Source organism: Pseudomonas sp. zfem001, assembly GCF_032621725.1.
Taxonomy (GTDB): Bacteria; Pseudomonadota; Gammaproteobacteria; order Pseudomonadales; family Pseudomonadaceae; genus Aquipseudomonas; species Aquipseudomonas sediminis.
On the sequence record NZ_JAVYJI010000001.1, the window covers coordinates 789,859 to 808,963 of the forward strand.

Here is a 19,105-nt window from a genome sequence, read left to right on the forward strand (position 1 = left end):
CGTTGATTGGCAATCTTGCCGTGGGCGGCAACCGCCGCCCGGTATGAAGCGGCCATCTCACTCCTGCGGCGCCAACGCCTCACGCAGGCGGGCGATGGCATCTTCCAGCGCCTGACCGTCAGCGAACTCGGGGCTGCTGGCCACGCTCTCGCCATCGATCCATACCGCGAACACCTGGCCTTCGACGCGCACATCCAGCGGCTCGCCGGCTTGCAGGCGTTTGTTGATCATGCCGGCCGACTTGCCATCGGCGAAGGATTTCGACAGCAGCAGTTGCTCGCCATCGGCATCCAGCAGACGGAAGCGGAAGCTGCCATCTTCGTCGCGGAAGCTGACGAAGCGGGCGCTCTTGGCGGCTTTCTTCTTCTCGCCAGTAGCGACTTGCACCTGCTCGCGGAACGAACGCAGGCCCACCGCCTCGCGCAGCTCGCCAAGGAACGGCGTGGCGATCTTGCGTGCTTTGGCGGCGCCGGCAAGGAGAATATCTTCCAAGTCGGCCGGCCGAGCGATCAGCGCGTTGTAGCGCTCGCGCGCCTCGCCCAGGGTGTCTTCGAGCAGCTGGTACAGGCGATTCTTCGCCTCGCCCCAGGCCAGGCCGCCCTCCAGCTCGGCCCGGAATTCGGCCTGCTGCGCATGGCTGGCGAAGGCCTGGTACAGGGTGAACAGGTGCGAACCCTCGGCATCCTTGGGCTCACCGGGTAGCTTGGAGTCGGTGACGATGCGCGCCACGGCGTCCTTGAGCTGCTTGGCAGTGCCGAACAGCGGGATGGTGTTGTCGTAGCTCTTGCTCATCTTGCGCCCGTCGAGGCCTGGCAGAGTCGCCACTTCCTCCTCGATCACCACCTCGGGCAGGACGAACAGGTCCTTGCCCTTGCCGAACAGGTGATTGAAGCGCTGGCCGATGTCGCGCGCCATCTCCACGTGCTGAATCTGGTCACGACCGACCGGCACCTTCTGCGCGTTGAACATCAGGATATCCGCGGCCATTAGCACCGGGTAGCTGAACAGGCCCATGGTCACGCCGGCGTCCGGGTCCTCACCAGCTTCAACGTTCTTGTCCACCGAAGCCTTGTAAGCGTGGGCGCGGTTGAGCAGGCCCTTGCCGGCGACGCAGGTGAGCAGCCAGCACAGCTCGGGAATCTCGGGGATGTCGGACTGGCGGTAGAAGGTCGCCTTGTCGGTATCCAGACCCAATGCCAGCCAGGTGGCCGCGATTTCCAGACGCGAACGCTGGATGCGCGCCGGGTCATCGCACTTGATCAGCGCGTGGTAGTCGGCGAGGAAGTAGAAAGAGTCCATCTGCGGATCGCGGCTGGCGACGATGGCCGGACGGATGGCGCCGGCATAATTGCCCAGGTGCGGCGTGCCGGTGGTGGTGATACCGGTAAGGATACGGGTGGTCATAGTAATTCGCTTGTCTTGCTGCAATGACGTGGTAGGCCTTCATTTGCCGTCACTCCCGCGAAGGCGGGAGCCTGGGTGCTGCGGCCTTCTGGGTTACCGCCTGCGCGGGAATGACGGTTTTTTATAAACGCGGCAGAAGGATGTCCTTCAAGTCCGTCAGCTTGCCGTGAAAAAAGTGACCGCATTCTGCCACTTTCAGCAGCTCGTGGGCACGCCCGAGATTGGCCGACCAGTCGTACACTGCCTGTGGCTCGACCACCTCGTCGGCATCAGGCTGGATCACCACCAGCGGGCACTGGCTAGCCGGCGGTGCCTCGGCAGTCAGACGATGCACCGCCGGCGCCACCATGAACAACTTGCTCGGCACCTGGCCTTGCGCCTCAAGACGCGCGCCAAGCGCTGCGGCGACGAAGCCGCCGAAGGAGAAACCCAGCAGCGTGACAGGCAGGTTCGGGTATTCCTCCTTGAGCCAGGCGGCGACGGCATCGGCATCGTCGACCTCGCCGATGCTCATGTCATGGCTACCGGCACTGGCGCCGACGCCGCGATAATTGAATCGCAATGTGTGATAACCACAGTCACGCGCGGTGCGCTGCAGCGTGCTCACCACCTTGTTGAGCATGGTACCGCCCTGCACCGGATTGGGATGGCAGACCAGCGCCACGCCTCGGGCGTCCGGCACCTCCAGCAGAAGGGCTTCGAGTTGACCCACGGGGCCTTGAATGAAAAGAGGGGTTTCGCGACTGAGCAACACTGAACTCCGTGACCCCGCAACGGGTCGACTCGTCTAGCAAACTGCCTGCGAGGTAAACGTATACAGCGCAGGTTCGAGCCGCTAACGTAAAGCAAAGCCGTTTTGAGAGGAAGGACTCGTGGAACAGACCGTTACAGCCTGGTTGATACCCGCCCTGACCCTGGTGGTCGGCATCGCCGTGGGCTTTCTGCTCGCCCGCCTGGCCCCCAATGCTGCACCGGGCCGTACGCAGCGGCAGATGGATGAAATGCAGGCACGCTTCGAGGCCTACCAGAGCGAAGTGGTGACCCACTTCAACACCACCGCCAGCCTGGTGAAGAAACTCACCCAGAGCTATCAGGACGTGCAGGAGCACCTGTCCGACGGCGCCAACCGCCTGGCCCTGGACGAGCTGACTCGTCAACGCCTGCTGGCCACCCTGAATAGCACCGAGACAGGCGAGAAGCGCGAGCGCCTGACCCCGCCGAAGAACCACGAAATGCCCAAGGACTACGCGCCGAAAAGCGACGGCCCCGGCATGCTGGATGAGAGCTACGGGCTTAAGAAGTAACCCGCCAGCCAGAAACACCGAGCCCCGCGATTGCGGGGCTTTTTATTGGGCGCGGTTGTGGGCTACGCGGGACGGTAGGAGCGAATTCATTCGCGATCATCGTAAGCCCATATCGCGAATGAATTCGCTCCTAAAAAAGGCACCCCACAAACGATGAGCCCCGCTAATAAGCGGGGCTCATCATGCAGCATCGCGAATGTCAGATCGCGCCGCGACTACGCAGCAGATCCAGCACCGCCTTGACGCCCTCGTCGACCGATTGCGACTGGGTGTCGATCACCAGATCGGCATCCAGCGGCACGTCGTAAGGGAAGCCCTCGCCTGGGATATTGTCACCACCGGCCGCGTACAGCCCCTGCGGATCACGTTCGGCACAAATCTGCGGCGACGCCTGCACATAAACGGTCAGCGCACGCTCACGACCGATCAGCACCTTGGCCTGCTCACGCCCTTCTGCATCCGGGGCGACGAAGGCGGCCAGGGCAATCATCCCGGCTTCGTTGAACTGACGCGCCACATGCGCGGCACGACGCCAGTTCTCGGCGCGGCCGGCGCGATCCTGCGGCAGACCCTTATTGAGATCGTGGCGCAGGTTCTGGCCATCGAGCACGTACACCGCGCGCCCCATGTCGAACAGCTTGCGCTCCACGGCATAGGCCAGGGTGCTCTTGCCGGCACCGGAGAGGCCCGTGAACAGCACGGTGGCCGGTTGCTGGCCGAAGCGCGAAGCACGCTCCTCGGTCGACACGTGCGCCAGACGGCCATGCTGACCACCACCATGAGCGACCGGAGCGGCGATGATCATGCCGGCACCGACGGTACCGTTGGTCAGGCGGTCGATGATGATGAAGGCACCCGTGGTGCGGTTGTATTCGTAACCGTCCAGGGCGATCGGTGCATCCAGCGCCACCTTGACCCGGCCGATTTCGTTGAGTTTGAGCTCGCTGGCCGCGCCCTGCTCCAAGGTGTTCACATCGACGCGATGAACGATGCTCGGGATCGAGCCCGGCACATAACTGGTGGCGCGTTTGATGTCGTACTTCTTGCCTGGCAGCATCGGCTCCTCGCCCATCCATACCAGCATGGCCTCGAAGCTGTCGGTGACCTGCGGACGGTTGTCGGCATGCACCAGCATGTCGCCGCGCGACACGTCGATCTCGTCTTCCAAGGTCAGAGTGATGGCCTGGCCCGGGCCAGCCTGCTCCAGCTCACCCTCGAAGGTGACGATGGATTTCACTCGACTGCTCTTGCCCGACGGCAAGGCCAGCACTTCGTCGCCCTTGCGCACGATGCCACTGGCCAGGGTACCGGCGAAGCCACGGAAGTTCAGGTTAGGACGGTTGACGTACTGTACCGGGAAGCGCAGGTCATCGAAGTTGCGGTCGCCCGCGACTTCAACGGTCTCGAGGATTTCCATCAGCGACTGGCCGGTGTACCACGGCGAGCGCTCGGACTTGTTGACCACGTTGTCGCCCTTGAGCGCCGACATGGGCACGAACTCCAGGGTGGTCGGACGCAGGTCGATCTTCTCGGCGAAGGCCAGGTAGTCGGCCTTGATCTGCTCGAACACGCCCTGATCGAAGTCCTTGAGGTCCATCTTGTTGACCGCGACGACGATATGCTTGATGCCCAGCAAGGATGCGATGAAGCTGTGGCGCTTGGTCTGGGTCTGCACGCCGTAACGGGCGTCGATCAGGATGATCGCCAGGTCGCACGTCGAGGCGCCGGTGGCCATGTTGCGCGTGTACTGCTCATGGCCGGGAGTGTCGGCGATGATGAACTTGCGCTTGGCGGTAGAGAAATAGCGGTAAGCCACATCGATGGTGATGCCCTGCTCGCGCTCGGCCTGCAGGCCATCGACCAGCAGTGCCAGGTCGATGTCATCGCCGGTGGTACCGATTTTCTTCGAATCCTTGGTGATGGCTTCCAGATGATCTTCGTAGATCATCTTGGAATCATGCAGCAAACGGCCGATCAGCGTGCTCTTGCCGTCGTCGACGTTGCCACAGGTAAGAAAGCGCAGCAGTTCCTTGCGCTCGTGCTGGGCCAGGTAAGCGAGAATGTCCTGGCCGATCAAATCGGATTGGTGACTCATGGTGCGCGATCCTCAGAAATAGCCCTGACGTTTCTTTTCTTCCATCGACCCGGCGGCGTCGTGATCGATCACGCGGCCCTGGCGTTCGGAAGTCCGGGTCAGGAGCATCTCCTGGATGATTTCGGGCAAAGTCAGTGCCGTGGACTCCACCGCGCCGGTCAGCGGGTAGCAGCCAAGGGTACGGAAACGCACCATCTTCTTGGTGATGCGCGCCTTCTCTTCATCGGACAGGTGCTCGAGGATGCGCTCGTCGTCGATCATGATCAGCGTGCCGTTTTTCTCGATCACTTCGCGCTCGGCAGCGAAGTACAGCGGCACGATTGGAATCTGCTCCAGATAGATGTACTGCCAGATGTCCAGTTCGGTCCAGTTCGACAGCGGGAAGACGCGGATCGACTCGCCCTTCTTGACCTTGCCGTTGTAAACGTTCCACAGCTCCGGGCGCTGGTTCTTCGGGTCCCAGCGGTGCTTGCTGTCGCGGAAGGAGTACACGCGCTCTTTAGCGCGCGACTTTTCTTCGTCGCGGCGCGCGCCACCGAAGGCGGCGTCGAAACCGTACTTGTCCAGCGCCTGCTTGAGGCCTTCGGTCTTCATCACATCGGTGTGCTTGGCACTGCCGTAGGTGAAGGGGTTCATGTCCTGCGCCACACCATCGGGGTTGATGTGGGTGATAAGGTCCAGGCCCATCTCGCTGACCATCTTGTCGCGAAAGCTGTACATCTCTTGGAATTTCCAGCGGGTGTCGACGTGCATCACCGGAAACGGCAGTTTGCCTGGGAAGAATGCCTTGCGGGCCAGATGCAGCATCACGGCTGAATCCTTACCGATGGAATAGAGCATCACCGGGTTATCGAATTCGGCGGCCACTTCACGAATGATGTGGATGCTTTCCGCCTCCAGCTGCTTGAGATGGGTCAATTTGTCGAGCATGGCTACTCACGGATTGCTGTTATGGGGCCGGCGGGCCGTGGACGAGCGCGCACTCTACCACAGCACCTGCTTATACTCAGGGCGCCGGTTAGATCGAAACGTTCTAGTGTTATGCCTGCCCGTCTGGATGATTCAGACTGGATTGGGGCAGTCGATGAACAGGTGCTCGAGGGCGAAACGACGCGCCAGATAATCGCCCAGTGCCTGCACGCCATAGCGCTCGGTGGCATGATGGCCCGCGGCGATGAAGCTCACGCCATTCTCGCGCGCACTGTGGAAGGTCTGCTCCGAGGCTTCGCCGGTCAAGTACAGGTCGACCCCGGCCGCCACAGCCTGGTCGATGTAGCCCTGCCCACCACCGGTGCACCAGCCGACGCGACGGATCAGCCCTTCGCCCTCCACCAGCAGCGGCTCACGCCCGAGCACCTGCTGCACGTGGCGGGCGAAATCGACGGCGCTCATGGGCTCGGTCAGCGAGCCGACGAGGCCAACGGTACGCGGGTTTTCCGGCTCCAGTGGCCCTTCGACGACGATGCCCAGCTGCCGTGCGAGCTGCACGTTGTTGCCCACCTCGGGGTGCACATCCAATGGCAGGTGATAGGCCAGCAGGCTGATGTCGTTGGCCAGCAGCGCTCTCAGGCGACGCTGCTTCATGCCAGTGACACAGGGGTTCTCACCCTTCCAGAAATAGCCGTGATGCACCAGCAGCACATCGGCTTCGGCCTCGATCGCAGCCTCGATCAGCGCCTGACTGGCGGTAACGCCGCTGACAATGCGGCGGACCTGCGGACGCCCCTCGACCTGCAGGCCATTTGGGCAGTAATCACTGATGCGCGACGCATTAAGAAAAGCGTCAGCTTCTTCCACTAGCGTGGTCAGGGCAATGGCCATGAAGATTCCTCACAAGCTGTTGCGGGCCGCTGCCTAATTGGCGAGCACCTCACTATAATGCGCCACCTTAAGGGCCGAATTTGGCCCCCGCAACCCTCAGGATTGTCTCGATGCCCCAGGCACTGCGTTTTCTCGGTTGGCCCCTGCTGGTTGGCGTGCTGCTCGCACTCCTGCTGATCCAGCGCTACCCGGAATGGGTCGGTTTGCCACGCCAGGAAGTGCAACTGGTGCAGGCCCCGCTCTACAGCCGCCTGCAGGAAGGCCCGGTATCCTACGCCGAAGCCGTCGACACCGCCTCGCCTGCAGTGGCCAACCTGTACACCACCAAGCTGGTGAGCAAACCAACCCATCCGCTGTTCGAAGACCCGACCTTCCGCCGCTTCTTCGGTGACAACCTGCCCCGTCAGCAGCGCATGGAATCGAGCCTGGGTTCGGCCGTGCTGATGAGCCGTGAAGGCTACCTGCTGACCAACAATCACGTGGTCAGCGGTGCCGACCAGATCGTCGTCGCCCTCAAGGATGGCCGCGAAACCCTGGCCCGGGTGATCGGCAACGACCCGGAAACCGACCTCGCAGTCTTGAAGATCGACCTGCCCAATCTCCCGGCGATCACCCTCGGGCGCTCCGACAGGATTCGCATCGGCGATGTCACCCTGGCCATCGGCAACCCCTTCGGCGTCGGCCAGACCGTGACCATGGGCATCATCAGCGCCACCGGGCGCAACCAGCTGGGCCTCAACACCTACGAAGACTTCATCCAGACCGATGCGGCAATCAACCCGGGCAACTCCGGCGGTGCGTTGGTCGATGCCCACGGCAATCTGGTTGGCATCAACACCGCGATCTTCTCCAAGTCCGGCGGCTCGCAGGGCATCGGCTTCGCCATACCGGTGAAACTGGCGATGGAAGTGATGCAGGCGATCATCGAACATGGTCAGGTGATTCGCGGCTACCTGGGTGTCGAGGTGCAACCACTGACGCCGGAACTGGCCGAGTCCTTCGGCCTCGATGGCCGCCCCGGCATTGTCGTAGCCGGGGTCTATCGCGACGGCCCGGCACAGAAAGCCGGCCTGCAGCCTGGCGACCTGATTCTCAGCATCGACGGCGAAGCGGCCAGCGACGGCCGGCGTTCGATGAACCAGGTCGCGCGCACCAAGCCTGGCGACAAGATTCGCATCGAGGTGCTGCGCAACGGCAAATCGCTGGAGCTGAGCGCCGAGATCGGCATTCGCCCTCCCGTTAACGGCAACTGATCGGCGAGCATTTTCAAGTGGGAACTTTTCTCGATTGCAGTTATTGTAATGTTATTACATTAATCAAAATCATCCGGAGACTCCCCCTTGCGCGTCACTACCGCCTTGCTTGTCGGCAGCCTGCTAACGCCCTGCGCTCTCGCCGCCGAATCTCCAGCCCAACTGGCTGACAGCATCATCAGCGCCCCCGGTGAACAAGCCGACGGGCCGGTGCAGGGCTACCGCGCCAAGCGCTCATCCAGCGCCACCCGTACCGACACCCCAATCAGCGAAATCCCACAGGCTATCAGCGTGGTTCCCGCCCAGGTGCTGGACGATCTCGGCAGCAGCCGTATAGACCGCGCCCTGGATTTCGCTGGCGGCGTCTCGCGGCAGAACAATTTCGGCGGCCTGACATTTCTCAACTACAGCGTGCGTGGCTTCACCACTGGTGAGCTGTATCGCAACGGCTTCGCCATCAACCGCGGCAGCTACAGCTCGCCGGACGCATCAGCCATCGAGCGTCTGGAAGTGCTCAAAGGACCGGCCGCCGCCCTCTACGGCCGCGGCGATCCCGGCGGGCTGGTCAACATCGTCACCAAGCGCCCGCAACTGCAGCCCTTCACTCAGTTCAAAGCCAGCGCCGGACGCTGGGATCGCTACCGCAGCAGTCTCGACGTCAACACACCGCTGAACGAGGACGGCACCCTGCTTTCGCGGGTCAACCTGGCAGTCGAAGACAACGGCAGTTTTCGCGATCACGTTGGCAACCAGCGACAGATCATCAACCCGACCTTCAGTTGGCAGCTGTCGCCCGACACCCTGCTGATGATCGACAGCGAATTTTCCCGCACCGACTCGGTGTTCGACCGCGGCATTCCCGCCGTCGACGGCAAGATGGGCGCGGTCAAGCACTCGACCTTTCTCGGCGAGCGCAACGACGGCAAGATCCGCAACGACAACCAGCTGCTGCAGGTCAGCATCGAGCATTTTCTGAACGATGCCTGGAAACTGCGCCTGGCCAGCCATTACAGCCAGGGCACGCTGGACGGCAACAGCTCCGAACCGTCGCGCCTGATTGGCGACCAGGTCACGCGCTTCTATCGCGAGCGCAGCTTCGAATGGAATGACAGCATCACTCAGGCCGAGCTGCATGGGCAGTTCGAGCTGGCCGGCTGGCAGCACCAGACGCTGCTGGGCCTGGAGTACGAGAACTACCGCAACAGCCAGAAGTATCCGCAAAGCGTTACCGGCCTGGGCTATGGCCAGGACATCTATAACCCGATCTATGGTCAGCCCAAGCCCCCCATCGTCAATCCCAACGACTTCCACGAGCACACCGAAAGCTACGCCCTCAACCTGCAGGATCAGATCAGCTTCAACGAGCGCTGGAGCGGCCTGCTCGGTGTGCGCCTGGAGCGTTTCGAGCAGACTGCACTGAACCGCAGTACCCGCGTCAGCAACGAGCAGAGCAAGGATGTCGCCACCCCGCGAGCGGGCGTGCTCTATCAGCTGACGCCAGAGGTCGGCGTGTTCGCCAATGCCTCGATGTCGTTCAAGCCCAATACCATCGGCGCCCAGGGGCAGGTGTTCAAACCGGAGAAAGGCCTCGGCTACGAAACAGGCCTCAAGCTCGACCTGCTCGACAGCCGCCTCGGCGCCACTGTGGCGCTGTTCCATATCGACAAGGAAAACGTGCTGACCGCCGACCCGAACAACCCCGGCGACAGCATCGCCGCCGGCAAGGCGCGCAGCCAGGGCCTGGACCTGCAGGTCAGCGGCCAGCTAACCGATGCCCTACGGGTGATCGGCGCCTACGCCTACATCGACGCTGAGGTGACCAAGGACAACAGCATCCCCGAGGGTAGCGATCTGCTCGGCATCGCCCGCAACAGCGCCAGTTTGATGAGCGTCTACCAGTTCCAGGGTGGCTCGCTGCAAGGCTCGGAACTCGGCGCCGCAGTCAACTACGTCGGCGATCGCTCCGGGCAGACCGGCAGCGATTTCGAGCTGCCGGCCTATACCACGGTCGATCTGCTGGCGCGCTGGCAAGCCACCAAGGACCTGAACCTGGGCCTGAACCTCAACAACCTGTTCAACCGCAAGTACTACGAGCGCTCGTTCAACAACGTCTGGGTAATGCCCGGCGACCCTCGCAATCTCAGCGTCAGCCTGACCCTCAACCTTTGAATCGGAGATTCACATGCGTATTCCTGCCTACCTGCTTCTCGCCGGCCTGTTCGCCAGCAGCAGCGCTCTCGCCCACGGCCTCTGGACCGAAGAGCGCCGCGGCAATATCGAAGTCGTCTACGGCCACGGCGCCGAGGACGATGCCTTCAAGGCGGAAAAGATCAGCGGCGCCTGGGCCTATGACGCGGCAGGTCGAATGATTCCGGTGACCGTCGAACGTCTGGCCGACCACGCCCGCCTGCAACCTTTGAAGAAACCCGCCGTACTCGGTGTCGCGCTGGACAATGGCGCCTGGTCGAAGACCCCGGAAGGCCAATGGATCAACCAGGGCCGCAGCCAGGTGACGAACTCGACCCAGTCGCTGCACACCTACAAGTACAGCCTGGCGATCTACAGCGAGGGCGCCAAGCTGCCCGACCTCGAGCCGCTGAAACTGGTCATCGTTCCGCAAGTCGACCCGCTCAAGGTCGGCCCCGGCAAGCCGCTGCCGGTGCGCGTGCTGGTGGACGGCAAGCCGATGGCAGGCGTCGAGCTGGTCGGCGACTATCGCGGCGCACCGCATCAGGTCAGCGCGATAACCGATGCCGAGGGCCGCGCCCAGGTAACGGTGCGCAACGAGGCACTGAACATCATCAGCGCCTCGGTCTATGTACCGGTGGAGAACGACCCGAATATCGAGAGCCGCGGCCTGTTCACCTCGCTGACCTTCCTTGGCCAGCCGCACCACGAGTAAGCCCACTCTGTGCCATGAAAAAAGCCGGTGACGCTGACGCGCCACCGGCTCTCTTCACAGTCGCCTGGATCAAAGGCCTTGCAGGGCGTCCAGCAGGGCCTGGTTCTGCTCCGGGGTACCGATGGTGATACGCAGGAACTGGGCGATGCGCTGTTGCTTGAAGTGACGCACGATTACCCCCTGCTCACGCAGCCCGGCTGCCAGAGTCGCTGCATCCTTGCCCGGATGACGGGCGAAGACGAAGTTCGCCGCCGAAGGCAGCACCTCGAAGCCCAGCTCCTGTAGACCGGCGACAACTGCCTCACGGCTCTCGATCACCTGCTGGCAGGTTTTCTCGAAATAAGCGCGGTCCTCGAACGCCGCCGCAGCACCCGCGATGGCCATGCGATCGAGCGGATAGGAGTTGAAGCTGTTCTTGATACGCTCCAGCGCCTCGATCAGGTCCGGATGACCGACCGCGATGCCCACGCGCAAGCCCGCCAGAGAGCGCGACTTGGACAGGGTCTGGGTGACCAGCAGGTTCGGATACTTGTCGACCAGGGCAATGGCCGTCTGCCCGCCAAAGTCGATATACGCCTCGTCTACCAGCACCACGCTGTCCGGGCTGTTCTGCAGCAGACGCTCGATGGCCTCGAGCGGCAGCAGGCAGCCGGTCGGCGCATTGGGGTTGGGGAAGATGATGCCGCCATTGGGCTGGGCATAGTCCTCGACGCGAATCTGGAACTGCTCGTCCAGCGCCACCTGCTGGTAATCGATGCCGTATAGGCCGCAGTACACCGGATAGAAGCTGTAGCTGATATCCGGGAACAGCAGCGGCGCCTCATGCTGGAACAGGCCGTAGAAAGCGTGCGCCAGCACCTCGTCGGAGCCGTTGCCGACGAATACCTGAGCCGGCTGCACGCCGTAATACTCAGCCACCGCCTGCTTCAGGCGGTCGCTGTTGGGGTCCGGGTACAGGCGCAGGTTGTCATTGACCTCGGCCTGCATGGCGGCGATGGCCTTGGGCGAGGGGCCGTAGGGGTTCTCATTGGTGTTGAGCTTGACCAGCTTGCTCAGCTTGGGCTGCTCACCCGGTACATAGGGCACCAGGTCCTTGACGAAGGGGCTCCAGAATTTGCTCATCTGCCCTTTTCTCCTCGAAATGGTTCGATCTGTTTGATGTAGGAGCCGGCTTGCCGGCGATGCTTTCAGGCGCGGCTCGCCAGCGAACTGGCTCCTACTGGTTCGGACTGGCCTATGGCTTGATACGGTACTCGGCGCTGCGCGCATGCGCAGTCAGCGACTCGCCACGGGCCAGCACCGAAGCGCTCTTGCCCAGCTCCGACGCGCCATCCGGCGAGCAGAAGATGATCGACGAGCGCTTCTGGAAGTCGTACACCCCCAGCGGCGAGGAGAAACGCGCGGTACCGGAGGTCGGCAACACATGGTTCGGGCCAGCCACGTAATCGCCCAAGGCTTCTGCGGTGTAACGGCCCATGAAGATCGCGCCGGCGTGGCGAATCTCGGGCAACCAGGCCTCTGGGTCGGCCACCGACAGCTCCAGGTGCTCGGGGGCGATGCGGTTGGCAACGATGATGGCCTGCGCCATGTCCGCTACCTGGATCAAGGCGCCACGGCCTTCCAGCGAGGTGCGGATGATCTCGGCACGCTCCATGGTCGGTAGCAACTTGGCGATGCTCTCGGCGACGCGATCGAGGAAGTCAGAATCCGGGCTGACCAGGATCGACTGGGCGTCTTCGTCGTGCTCGGCCTGGGAGAACAGGTCCATGGCGATCCAGTCCGGATCGGTCTGACCATCACAGACCACGAGGATCTCCGACGGGCCGGCGATCATGTCGATGCCCACCTTGCCGAACACATGGCGTTTGGCGGTGGCCACATAGATGTTGCCGGGGCCGACGATCTTGTCCACCGGCGGGACGCTCTCGGTGCCATAGGCCAACGCGGCGACCGCCTGGGCGCCACCGATGGTGAACACGCGGTCGACGCCGGCGATGGCGGCAGCAGCGAGAACGATCTCGTTGATCTCACCGCGCGGGGTCGGCACCACCATTACCACTTCCGGCACACCGGCGACCTTGGCCGGAATGGCGTTCATCAGCACCGAGGACGGGTAGGACGCCTTGCCGCCCGGCACGTACAGGCCGGCGCGATCCAGCGGGGTGACCTTCTGCCCCAACACCGTGCCGTCGGCTTCGGTGTAGCGCCAAGAGTCCTGCTTCTGCTTCTCGTGGTAGCTGCGCACCCGCTCGGCGGCCACTTCCAGCGCCTGGCGCTGCTCGACACTGATGCGGGTCAGGGCCAGTTCCAAGCGCTCACGCGGCAGGATCAGATCGGCCATGCTGGCGACCTGCAGGCCATCGAAACGCTGGGTGTACTCGACCAGAGCGGCGTCGCCACGCTCACGCACGGCCTGGATGATTTCCAGCACGCGCTGGTTGACGCCATCGTCGGACACACTCTCCCAACTCAGCAGATGATCCAGGTGTCGGGCGAAATCCTGGTCAGCGGCATTGAGTCGGCGAATGGCGATTGGAGCAGTCATGGCTAAGCCTCGTGTGATGGCAAATTTCAGGCGCCGCTAGAGTAGCAAGCCCACCGTGCGGGCACCTGAGAATTTGGCTATGACACGGATAGGCTGCCGCGACCAGAAGGCGCGGTGAGGAATCAGCCTTGGTGTCGCGCCTCGATGGCGCCACGCAGGGTATCGATCAGGGCCTGGATGCGCGCGTGCTGCATCTTCATCGAGGCCTTGTTGACGATCAGCCGCGAGCTGATGGTAGCGATCAGTTCCTGCGGTTCCAGGCCGTTGGCACGCAGGGTGTTGCCGGTGTCGACCACGTCGATGATCTTGTCGGCCAGGCCCACCAGCGGTGCCAGCTCCATCGAACCGTACAGCTTGATGATGTCGACCTGACGGCCCTGCTCGGCGTAGTAGCGCTTGGCGACGTTGACGAACTTGGTGGCCACGCGCAGGCGGCCTTTCGGCTCCGGCGCACCGACCTTGCCAGCCGTCATCAGCTTGCACTTGGCGATCTGCAGATCCAGCGGCTCGTAGATGCCCTGGCCGCCGTACTCCATCAGTACATCCTTGCCGGCGACACCCAGATCAGCGGCACCGTGCTCGACATAGGTCGGCACATCGGTGGCACGCACGATCAGCAGGCGCACGTCATCCTGAGTGGTCGGGATGATCAGCTTGCGGCTCTTGTCCGGATTCTCGGTCGGCTCGATGCCCGCTGCGGCAAGCAACGGCAGGGTGTCATCGAGAATGCGGCCTTTGGACAGGGCGATGGTCAACATGAAACGGTTTCCTTGAGCGGAAGCGGCCTCCCAAGAGGGGTGGCCACACTATCTGCGATCTCGCGAGCTAGAGTCATGCAAGGCAAAAACAGGCGAGGAAGCGGAGTTTACAAGTTGTAAATGAGCATTCCGAGCCTGTTTTTAACGCAGCAGGACCGACGCGCAGCAGATCGCCATCAACCCGGAACGCGGCGGATCTTGGCGCCGAGCAGTTGCAGCTTCTCTTCGATGCACTCGTAACCACGGTCGATGTGGTAAATGCGGTCGATCAGCGTATCGCCGTCAGCCACCAGCGCGGCCAGTACCAGACTCGCCGAGGCGCGCAGGTCGGTGGCCATAACAGGTGCGCCCTTGAGCTTGTCGACCCCGGTAACCACGGCCGTATTGCCTTCGACCAGGATATTGGCGCCCATGCGCAGCATCTCGTAGACGTGCATGAAACGGTTTTCGAACACGGTTTCGATGATGGTGCCAGTGCCTTCGGCCACCGCATTGAGGGCGATGAACTGCGCCTGCATGTCGGTGGGGAACGCCGGATAGGGAGCGGTGCGCAGGTTGACGGCTTTTGGGCGCTTACCCTTCATGTCCAGCTCGATCCAGTCCGGGCCGGTAGTGATTTCGGCGCCAGCCTCCTGCAGCTTGGCCAGCACGGCCTCCAGCGTCGAAGGGTCGGCGTCCTTGACCTTGACCCGGCCACCGGTAACGGCTGCCGCGACCAGGTAGGTACCGGTCTCGATACGGTCAGGCATGACGTTGAAACGCGCACCGTGCAGGCGCTCAACGCCGTCGATGATGATGGTATCGGTGCCGGCGCCCTGGATCTTCGCGCCCATGGCGATCAGGCAGTTGGCCAGGTCGACCACTTCAGGCTCACGCGCGGCGTTTTCCAGCACGCTGCGGCCCTTGGCCAGGGTCGCGGCCATCATGATGTTCTCGGTACCGGTCACGCTGACTACGTCGAAGAAGAAGTGCGCCCCGCGCAAGCCACCTTCCGGCGCCTTGGCCTTGATGTAGCCACCTTCGACATCGATGATCGCGCCCATGGCCTCGAGGCCACGGATGTGCAGATCGACCGGACGCGAACCGATGGCGCAACCACCGGGCAGCGCCACCTCGGCCTCACCGAAGCGGGCGACCATCGGGCCGAGCACCAGAATCGAGGCGCGCATGGTTTTTACCAGCTCGTAAGGCGCGACCAGGGTTTTGATCGCACGCGCATCAACTTCCACCGCCAGTTTTTCGTCGATCACCGGCTCGATGCCCATGCGGCCGAACAGCTCGATCATGGTGGTGATGTCGTGCAGGTGCGGCAGGTTGCAGATGGTGACGGGGGCGTCGCCCAGCAGGGTGGCCGCCAGAATCGGCAGAGCAGAGTTTTTCGCACCGGAAATGCGGATTTCGCCATCGAGGCGAGCGCCGCCGGTAATGATCAGTTTATCCATAGGAATCTCGTCGCCCGCAGGCTCAGGAACGCGCGGCCCAATCGGCCTGGCTGAAGAATTTCATGGTCACGGCGTGGATGCTGCCATCAGCGATCCAGGCATTGAGGTGGGCATAGATCTGCTGCTGACGCTTGACCGGGCTGAGGGCGGCCAGTTCGTCGCTGATCAGGTTGAGCTGGAAGTTGCAGCCTTCGCCTTCGACTTCCACCTGGGTATTCGGGAGTTTTTCCTCTAGGAGGCTTTTTACTTCTGCAGCCTGCATGCTCGACCTCGACTGACGCATTCGGGCACCTGAGCCCGCGGGTCGGCCATGATACAAAAAAGCCTCCCGCCTGCGAACCCCGCCAACACCGGTGCTGACGGAACGACGGAAGACGCTTCACGCTTGCAGCGACAGCAACTCCAGCAGGCCGCTGACCTGAGCGATCTCACGCATGTCGTCGGGCAGCGCACTGATTGTCAGCTCACGCCCTGCCTTGCGTGCATCACGCATGAATGCCAGCAACAGCGCCAGACCGACGCTGCTGGACTTTTCCACTGCGCTGCAGTCCAGTGCCAAACGCGTCGCGCTGCTGGCGGCGATCAGGCGTGCGCCCTGCTCACGCAGCAGTGGCCCGGTGCTGTAATCGAGCACGCCACTGAGCTGAAATTGCCCAGCGGCGCGCTCGCTGATGTTCGCCTGACTCACGATTCGCCTCGAGCCTGACGCGCCCTGGCAACGGTATCAGCCCAGGTGTCGATGACCTTATCCAGATCGTTGCGATTGTTCTGCATGGACTGAGCGAACTGATCGCGGAACAGCTTGCCGACATTGATGCCGTTGATCACCACGTTACGCAACTTCCAGCCGCCATCCATCGACACCATGGTGTAGGACAGCGGATAAACCGCGCCCTTGCCGTCACGAATCTCCATGCCGACCGACGTGCGCTCGCCTTCGGCTCTGCCACTGGCCGGCAGCACGCGAATGTCCTGATTGTTGTACTCGAGCAGGGCATTGCCATAGAACTGCATCAGGCTGCGCTTGAAGTTCTCCTGAAAGCGGCTCATCTGCTCAGGCGAGGCCTGGCGCGAGTAGCGCACGGTCATCACGCCACGGGCGATGCCATCGACATCCACCACTGGGCCGAGAATCTCGTTGAGCGAGTCGTAGAAAGCATTGGGGTTGCTTCGGTACTGCTCCTTGTTGGCCTTGAGGTCAGCCAGCAGGGTTTCGGTGGTTTGCTGCACCACTTCATGGGCGCTTGGCGCAGCGGTGGCCAGCAGCGGCATGGTAGCCAGCAACACCAGCAAGGAATTACGCACGGTTTTGAACATGTCAGGAGCCCTCATCAATTGGCTTCATCTTTATTGACCGAATTGAGCAGGAATTTGCCAATCAGGTCTTCCAGCACCAGCGAGGACTGCGTGTCGTGAATGGTGCTGCCGTCCTTGAGCACCTCCTCGTCACCACCAACGCTGATGCCGATGTATTTCTCACCGAGTAGCCCCGCAGTCAGGATCGACGCAGTGGAATCCTCAGGCAGGTTATTGACGCCACCATCGAGCTCCAGGGTCACCCGGCCCATGTAGCTGTCACGATCCAGATCGATCGCAGTGACCTTGCCGATGCTCACGCCGGCCATGGTGACCTTGGCGCGCACGGTCAGCCCGGCGATGTTGTCGAAATAGGCGTACACCTTGTAGGTATCGCCAGCACTGCCGACGCTCAGGCCACTGACGCGCAGGGCCAGCAACAGCAGGGCCAGCACACCGGCCATGAGGAACAGGCCGACACCAATCTCCAGCGTGCGGTTTTGCATCAGAAATCTCCAAACATCAAAGCGGTCAGAATGAAATCCAGGCCAAGTACGGCCAGCGAGGCGTACACCACGGTGCGCGTGGTCGCACGGCTGATGCCTTCGGAAGTGGGTTCACAGTCGTAGCCCTGGAATACGGCGATCCAGGTCACCACGAAGGCGAAGACGATGCTCTTGATCACGCCGTTGAGCACGTCGTCATAAAAGGAAACACTGTTCTGCATGTTCGACCAGAACGAGCCCTCGTAAACGCCCAGCCAATCCACGGCGACCATGGCCGCACCCCAGATGCCGACCACGCAGAAGATCATCGCCAGCAGCGGCATCGAGACGAAGCCGGCCCACAGCCGCGGCGCGACGATGTACTTGAGCGGGTCGACGCCAATCATCTCCAGGCTGGAAAGCTGCTCGGTGGACTTCATGTTGCCGATTTCGGCAGTCAGCGCCGAGCCGGCGCGGCCGGCGAACAGCAACGCGGTCACCACCGGGCCAAGTTCACGCAGCAGAGTCAGGGCGACCATCTGCCCAACAGCCTGTTCGGAGCCATAGCTGACCAGAATGTTGTAGCCCTGCAGGGCCAACACCATGCCGATGAAGATGCCGGACACAACGATGATCGCCAGCGACATGACGCCAACCGCGAACAGTTGCTTGATCAACAGCTGCAAAGGCTTGCCGGCACGGCTGCGCCCGAACAGCGCACTGACCAGAAACAGGACAGAGCGCCCCAGCGTCGCGACCACATCGATACCCGCACGACCGAACAGCCGCAGCCGTTCGAGCGGTGAATTTCTGCGCATCAACCTCTCCCCAACAGATCTTCGCGATAGTCCGGCGCTGGAAAATGAAACGGCACCGGCCCATCCGGAATGCCCTTCATGAACTGACGAATACGTGGATTATCCGACTCCATCAACTCGGCCGGAGTGCCCTGCCCCAACACCTGAGCATCACCGACGACATAGATGTAGTCGGCGATGCTGGCCGTTTCTGCAAGGTCGTGAGACACCACCACGCTGGTGATCCCCAGTGCATCGTTGAGCAGGCGGATCAGGCGCACCAGAACACCCATGGCGATGGGATCCTGGCCGACAAACGGCTCGTCATACAGCAGAATCTGCGGATCCAGAGCGATGGCTCGAGCCAGCGCGACACGGCGTTTCATGCCGCCAGATAGCTCGTCCGGCATCAGATCCAGCGCCCCGCGCAAGCCAACGGCCTGCAGTTTCATCAGGACGATGTCGCGGATCATTTCTTCAGGAAGCTTGGTGTGTACGCGCAGAGGGAATGCCACGTTCTCGAACACATCGAGATCGGTGAACAGCGCGCCGCTCTGGAACAGGACGCCCATCTGCTTGCGCATATCGAACAGTTCGTCGCGCGAGAGCTTCGGCAGACTGACGCCGTCGACGCGAACATCGCCTGCAGAAGGACGTAGCTCGGCAGCGATCAGGCGCAGCAGCGTGGTCTTGCCGCAGCCGGAGGGGCCCATGATGCCGGTGACCTTGCCGCGCGGAATGCGGATATCGACCTTGTCGAAAATCGATCGCGCGCCACGCTGAAAGCTGACGCCCTGCAACTCGATCGCGTACTCGTGCTCGGCGCTCATCTGAACTCCTTGAAAATAAGGCCTTCCTGGCAGACGCCGCCTCCAGAAGCGAAGACACGCGCCAGTTAGGGTCTGCTCCTGTTTCATCGCGAGCCGCGTTGCCGCGAGAAATGGTCCCCGGTTAGGCGCAGGACGCCGGTAATGGTCGCCCCTTGCCAAGTCCTGCAACGACA

19 protein-coding genes are annotated in these 19,105 nt (G+C 62.4%); 4 read left to right on the forward strand and 15 right to left on the reverse strand.

Annotation, left to right across the window (positions count from 1 at the left end; translation table 11 throughout):
• Positions 1-57: 57 nt before the first annotated feature.
• Both RTH74_RS03885 and RTH74_RS03890 read right to left on the reverse strand, forming a co-directional pair.
• Positions 58-1,404, reverse strand: a complete 1,347-nt coding sequence (locus RTH74_RS03885) for a tryptophan--tRNA ligase (RefSeq protein WP_316913802.1) — start codon at positions 1,402-1,404, stop codon at positions 58-60.
• A 121-nt stretch (positions 1,405-1,525) separates the two neighbouring features.
• Complete coding sequence (locus RTH74_RS03890) at positions 1,526-2,155, reverse strand: alpha/beta hydrolase (RefSeq protein WP_099522470.1); 630 nt, start codon at positions 2,153-2,155, stop codon at positions 1,526-1,528.
• A gap of 121 nt (positions 2,156-2,276) precedes the next feature.
• Here RTH74_RS03890 and RTH74_RS03895 point away from each other — a divergent pair, with 121 nt between their 5' ends.
• Complete coding sequence (locus RTH74_RS03895) at positions 2,277-2,708, forward strand: YhcB family protein (RefSeq protein ID WP_099522471.1); 432 nt, start codon at positions 2,277-2,279, stop codon at positions 2,706-2,708.
• 199 nt (positions 2,709-2,907) lie between these two features.
• On the opposite strand, the gene cysN is transcribed toward RTH74_RS03895, so the two are convergent.
• From cysN to RTH74_RS03910, 3 genes are all read right to left on the reverse strand, one after another.
• Positions 2,908-4,803: a sulfate adenylyltransferase subunit CysN gene (gene cysN / locus RTH74_RS03900; RefSeq protein ID WP_316913803.1), complete on the reverse strand. Its 1,896-nt coding sequence runs from the start codon at positions 4,801-4,803 to the stop codon at positions 2,908-2,910.
• Positions 4,804-4,815: 12 nt separating this feature from the next.
• Complete coding sequence (gene cysD / locus RTH74_RS03905; RefSeq protein WP_099522473.1) at positions 4,816-5,733, reverse strand: sulfate adenylyltransferase subunit CysD; 918 nt, start codon at positions 5,731-5,733, stop codon at positions 4,816-4,818.
• A gap of 132 nt (positions 5,734-5,865) precedes the next feature.
• Complete coding sequence (locus tag RTH74_RS03910) at positions 5,866-6,624, reverse strand: Nif3-like dinuclear metal center hexameric protein (RefSeq protein ID WP_316913804.1); 759 nt, start codon at positions 6,622-6,624, stop codon at positions 5,866-5,868.
• Between the two features lie 110 nt (positions 6,625-6,734).
• On the opposite strand from RTH74_RS03910, the gene algW reads away from it, so the two are divergent.
• From algW to RTH74_RS03925, 3 genes are all read left to right on the forward strand, one after another.
• Positions 6,735-7,877, forward strand: coding sequence for a Do family serine endopeptidase AlgW (gene algW / locus RTH74_RS03915; RefSeq protein WP_099522475.1), 1,143 nt, complete (start codon positions 6,735-6,737; stop codon positions 7,875-7,877).
• A gap of 87 nt (positions 7,878-7,964) precedes the next feature.
• Positions 7,965-10,046 carry a TonB-dependent siderophore receptor gene (locus tag RTH74_RS03920; protein WP_420713116.1) on the forward strand — a complete coding sequence of 694 codons (2,082 nt, stop codon included), beginning with the start codon at positions 7,965-7,967 and terminating at the stop codon, positions 10,044-10,046.
• 13 nt (positions 10,047-10,059) lie between these two features.
• Positions 10,060-10,779 carry a DUF4198 domain-containing protein gene (locus tag RTH74_RS03925; RefSeq protein WP_316913805.1) on the forward strand — a complete coding sequence of 240 codons (720 nt, stop codon included), beginning with the start codon at positions 10,060-10,062 and terminating at the stop codon, positions 10,777-10,779.
• 69 nt (positions 10,780-10,848) lie between these two features.
• Here RTH74_RS03925 and hisC read toward each other — a convergent pair whose 3' ends face one another.
• The 10 genes from hisC to RTH74_RS03975 form a co-directional block, all read right to left on the reverse strand.
• Positions 10,849-11,901 carry a histidinol-phosphate transaminase gene (gene hisC / locus RTH74_RS03930; protein WP_316913806.1) on the reverse strand — a complete coding sequence of 351 codons (1,053 nt, stop codon included), beginning with the start codon at positions 11,899-11,901 and terminating at the stop codon, positions 10,849-10,851.
• 112 nt (positions 11,902-12,013) lie between these two features.
• Positions 12,014-13,324: a histidinol dehydrogenase gene (gene hisD / locus RTH74_RS03935; RefSeq protein WP_316913807.1), complete on the reverse strand. Its 1,311-nt coding sequence runs from the start codon at positions 13,322-13,324 to the stop codon at positions 12,014-12,016.
• A gap of 122 nt (positions 13,325-13,446) precedes the next feature.
• Positions 13,447-14,082 carry an ATP phosphoribosyltransferase gene (hisG, locus tag RTH74_RS03940; RefSeq protein ID WP_106732749.1) on the reverse strand — a complete coding sequence of 212 codons (636 nt, stop codon included), beginning with the start codon at positions 14,080-14,082 and terminating at the stop codon, positions 13,447-13,449.
• A 176-nt stretch (positions 14,083-14,258) separates the two neighbouring features.
• Positions 14,259-15,524 carry a UDP-N-acetylglucosamine 1-carboxyvinyltransferase gene (murA, locus tag RTH74_RS03945; RefSeq protein ID WP_106732748.1) on the reverse strand — a complete coding sequence of 422 codons (1,266 nt, stop codon included), beginning with the start codon at positions 15,522-15,524 and terminating at the stop codon, positions 14,259-14,261.
• A gap of 22 nt (positions 15,525-15,546) precedes the next feature.
• The gene (locus RTH74_RS03950) at positions 15,547-15,786 is read right to left on the reverse strand and encodes a BolA family protein (RefSeq protein ID WP_003459267.1); all 240 of its coding nucleotides are present in this window, start codon (positions 15,784-15,786) and stop codon (positions 15,547-15,549) included.
• A gap of 117 nt (positions 15,787-15,903) precedes the next feature.
• Positions 15,904-16,212, reverse strand: a complete 309-nt coding sequence (locus RTH74_RS03955; protein ID WP_106732746.1) for an STAS domain-containing protein — start codon at positions 16,210-16,212, stop codon at positions 15,904-15,906.
• The gene (locus RTH74_RS03960; protein WP_125833737.1) at positions 16,209-16,841 is read right to left on the reverse strand and encodes an MlaC/ttg2D family ABC transporter substrate-binding protein; all 633 of its coding nucleotides are present in this window, start codon (positions 16,839-16,841) and stop codon (positions 16,209-16,211) included. The genes RTH74_RS03955 and RTH74_RS03960 overlap by 4 nt, the downstream gene beginning before the upstream one ends.
• A gap of 14 nt (positions 16,842-16,855) precedes the next feature.
• Positions 16,856-17,326: an outer membrane lipid asymmetry maintenance protein MlaD gene (gene mlaD / locus RTH74_RS03965; RefSeq protein ID WP_017678927.1), complete on the reverse strand. Its 471-nt coding sequence runs from the start codon at positions 17,324-17,326 to the stop codon at positions 16,856-16,858.
• On the reverse strand, positions 17,326-18,123 hold the full coding sequence (gene mlaE, locus RTH74_RS03970) for a lipid asymmetry maintenance ABC transporter permease subunit MlaE (RefSeq protein WP_099522484.1): 798 nt from the start codon (positions 18,121-18,123) through the stop codon (positions 17,326-17,328). The genes mlaD and mlaE overlap by 1 nt, the downstream gene beginning before the upstream one ends.
• Positions 18,123-18,932, reverse strand: a complete 810-nt coding sequence (locus RTH74_RS03975; protein WP_106732740.1) for an ABC transporter ATP-binding protein — start codon at positions 18,930-18,932, stop codon at positions 18,123-18,125. Before RTH74_RS03975 ends, mlaE begins: the two co-directional genes overlap by 1 nt.
• Positions 18,933-19,105: the final 173 nt, after the last annotated feature.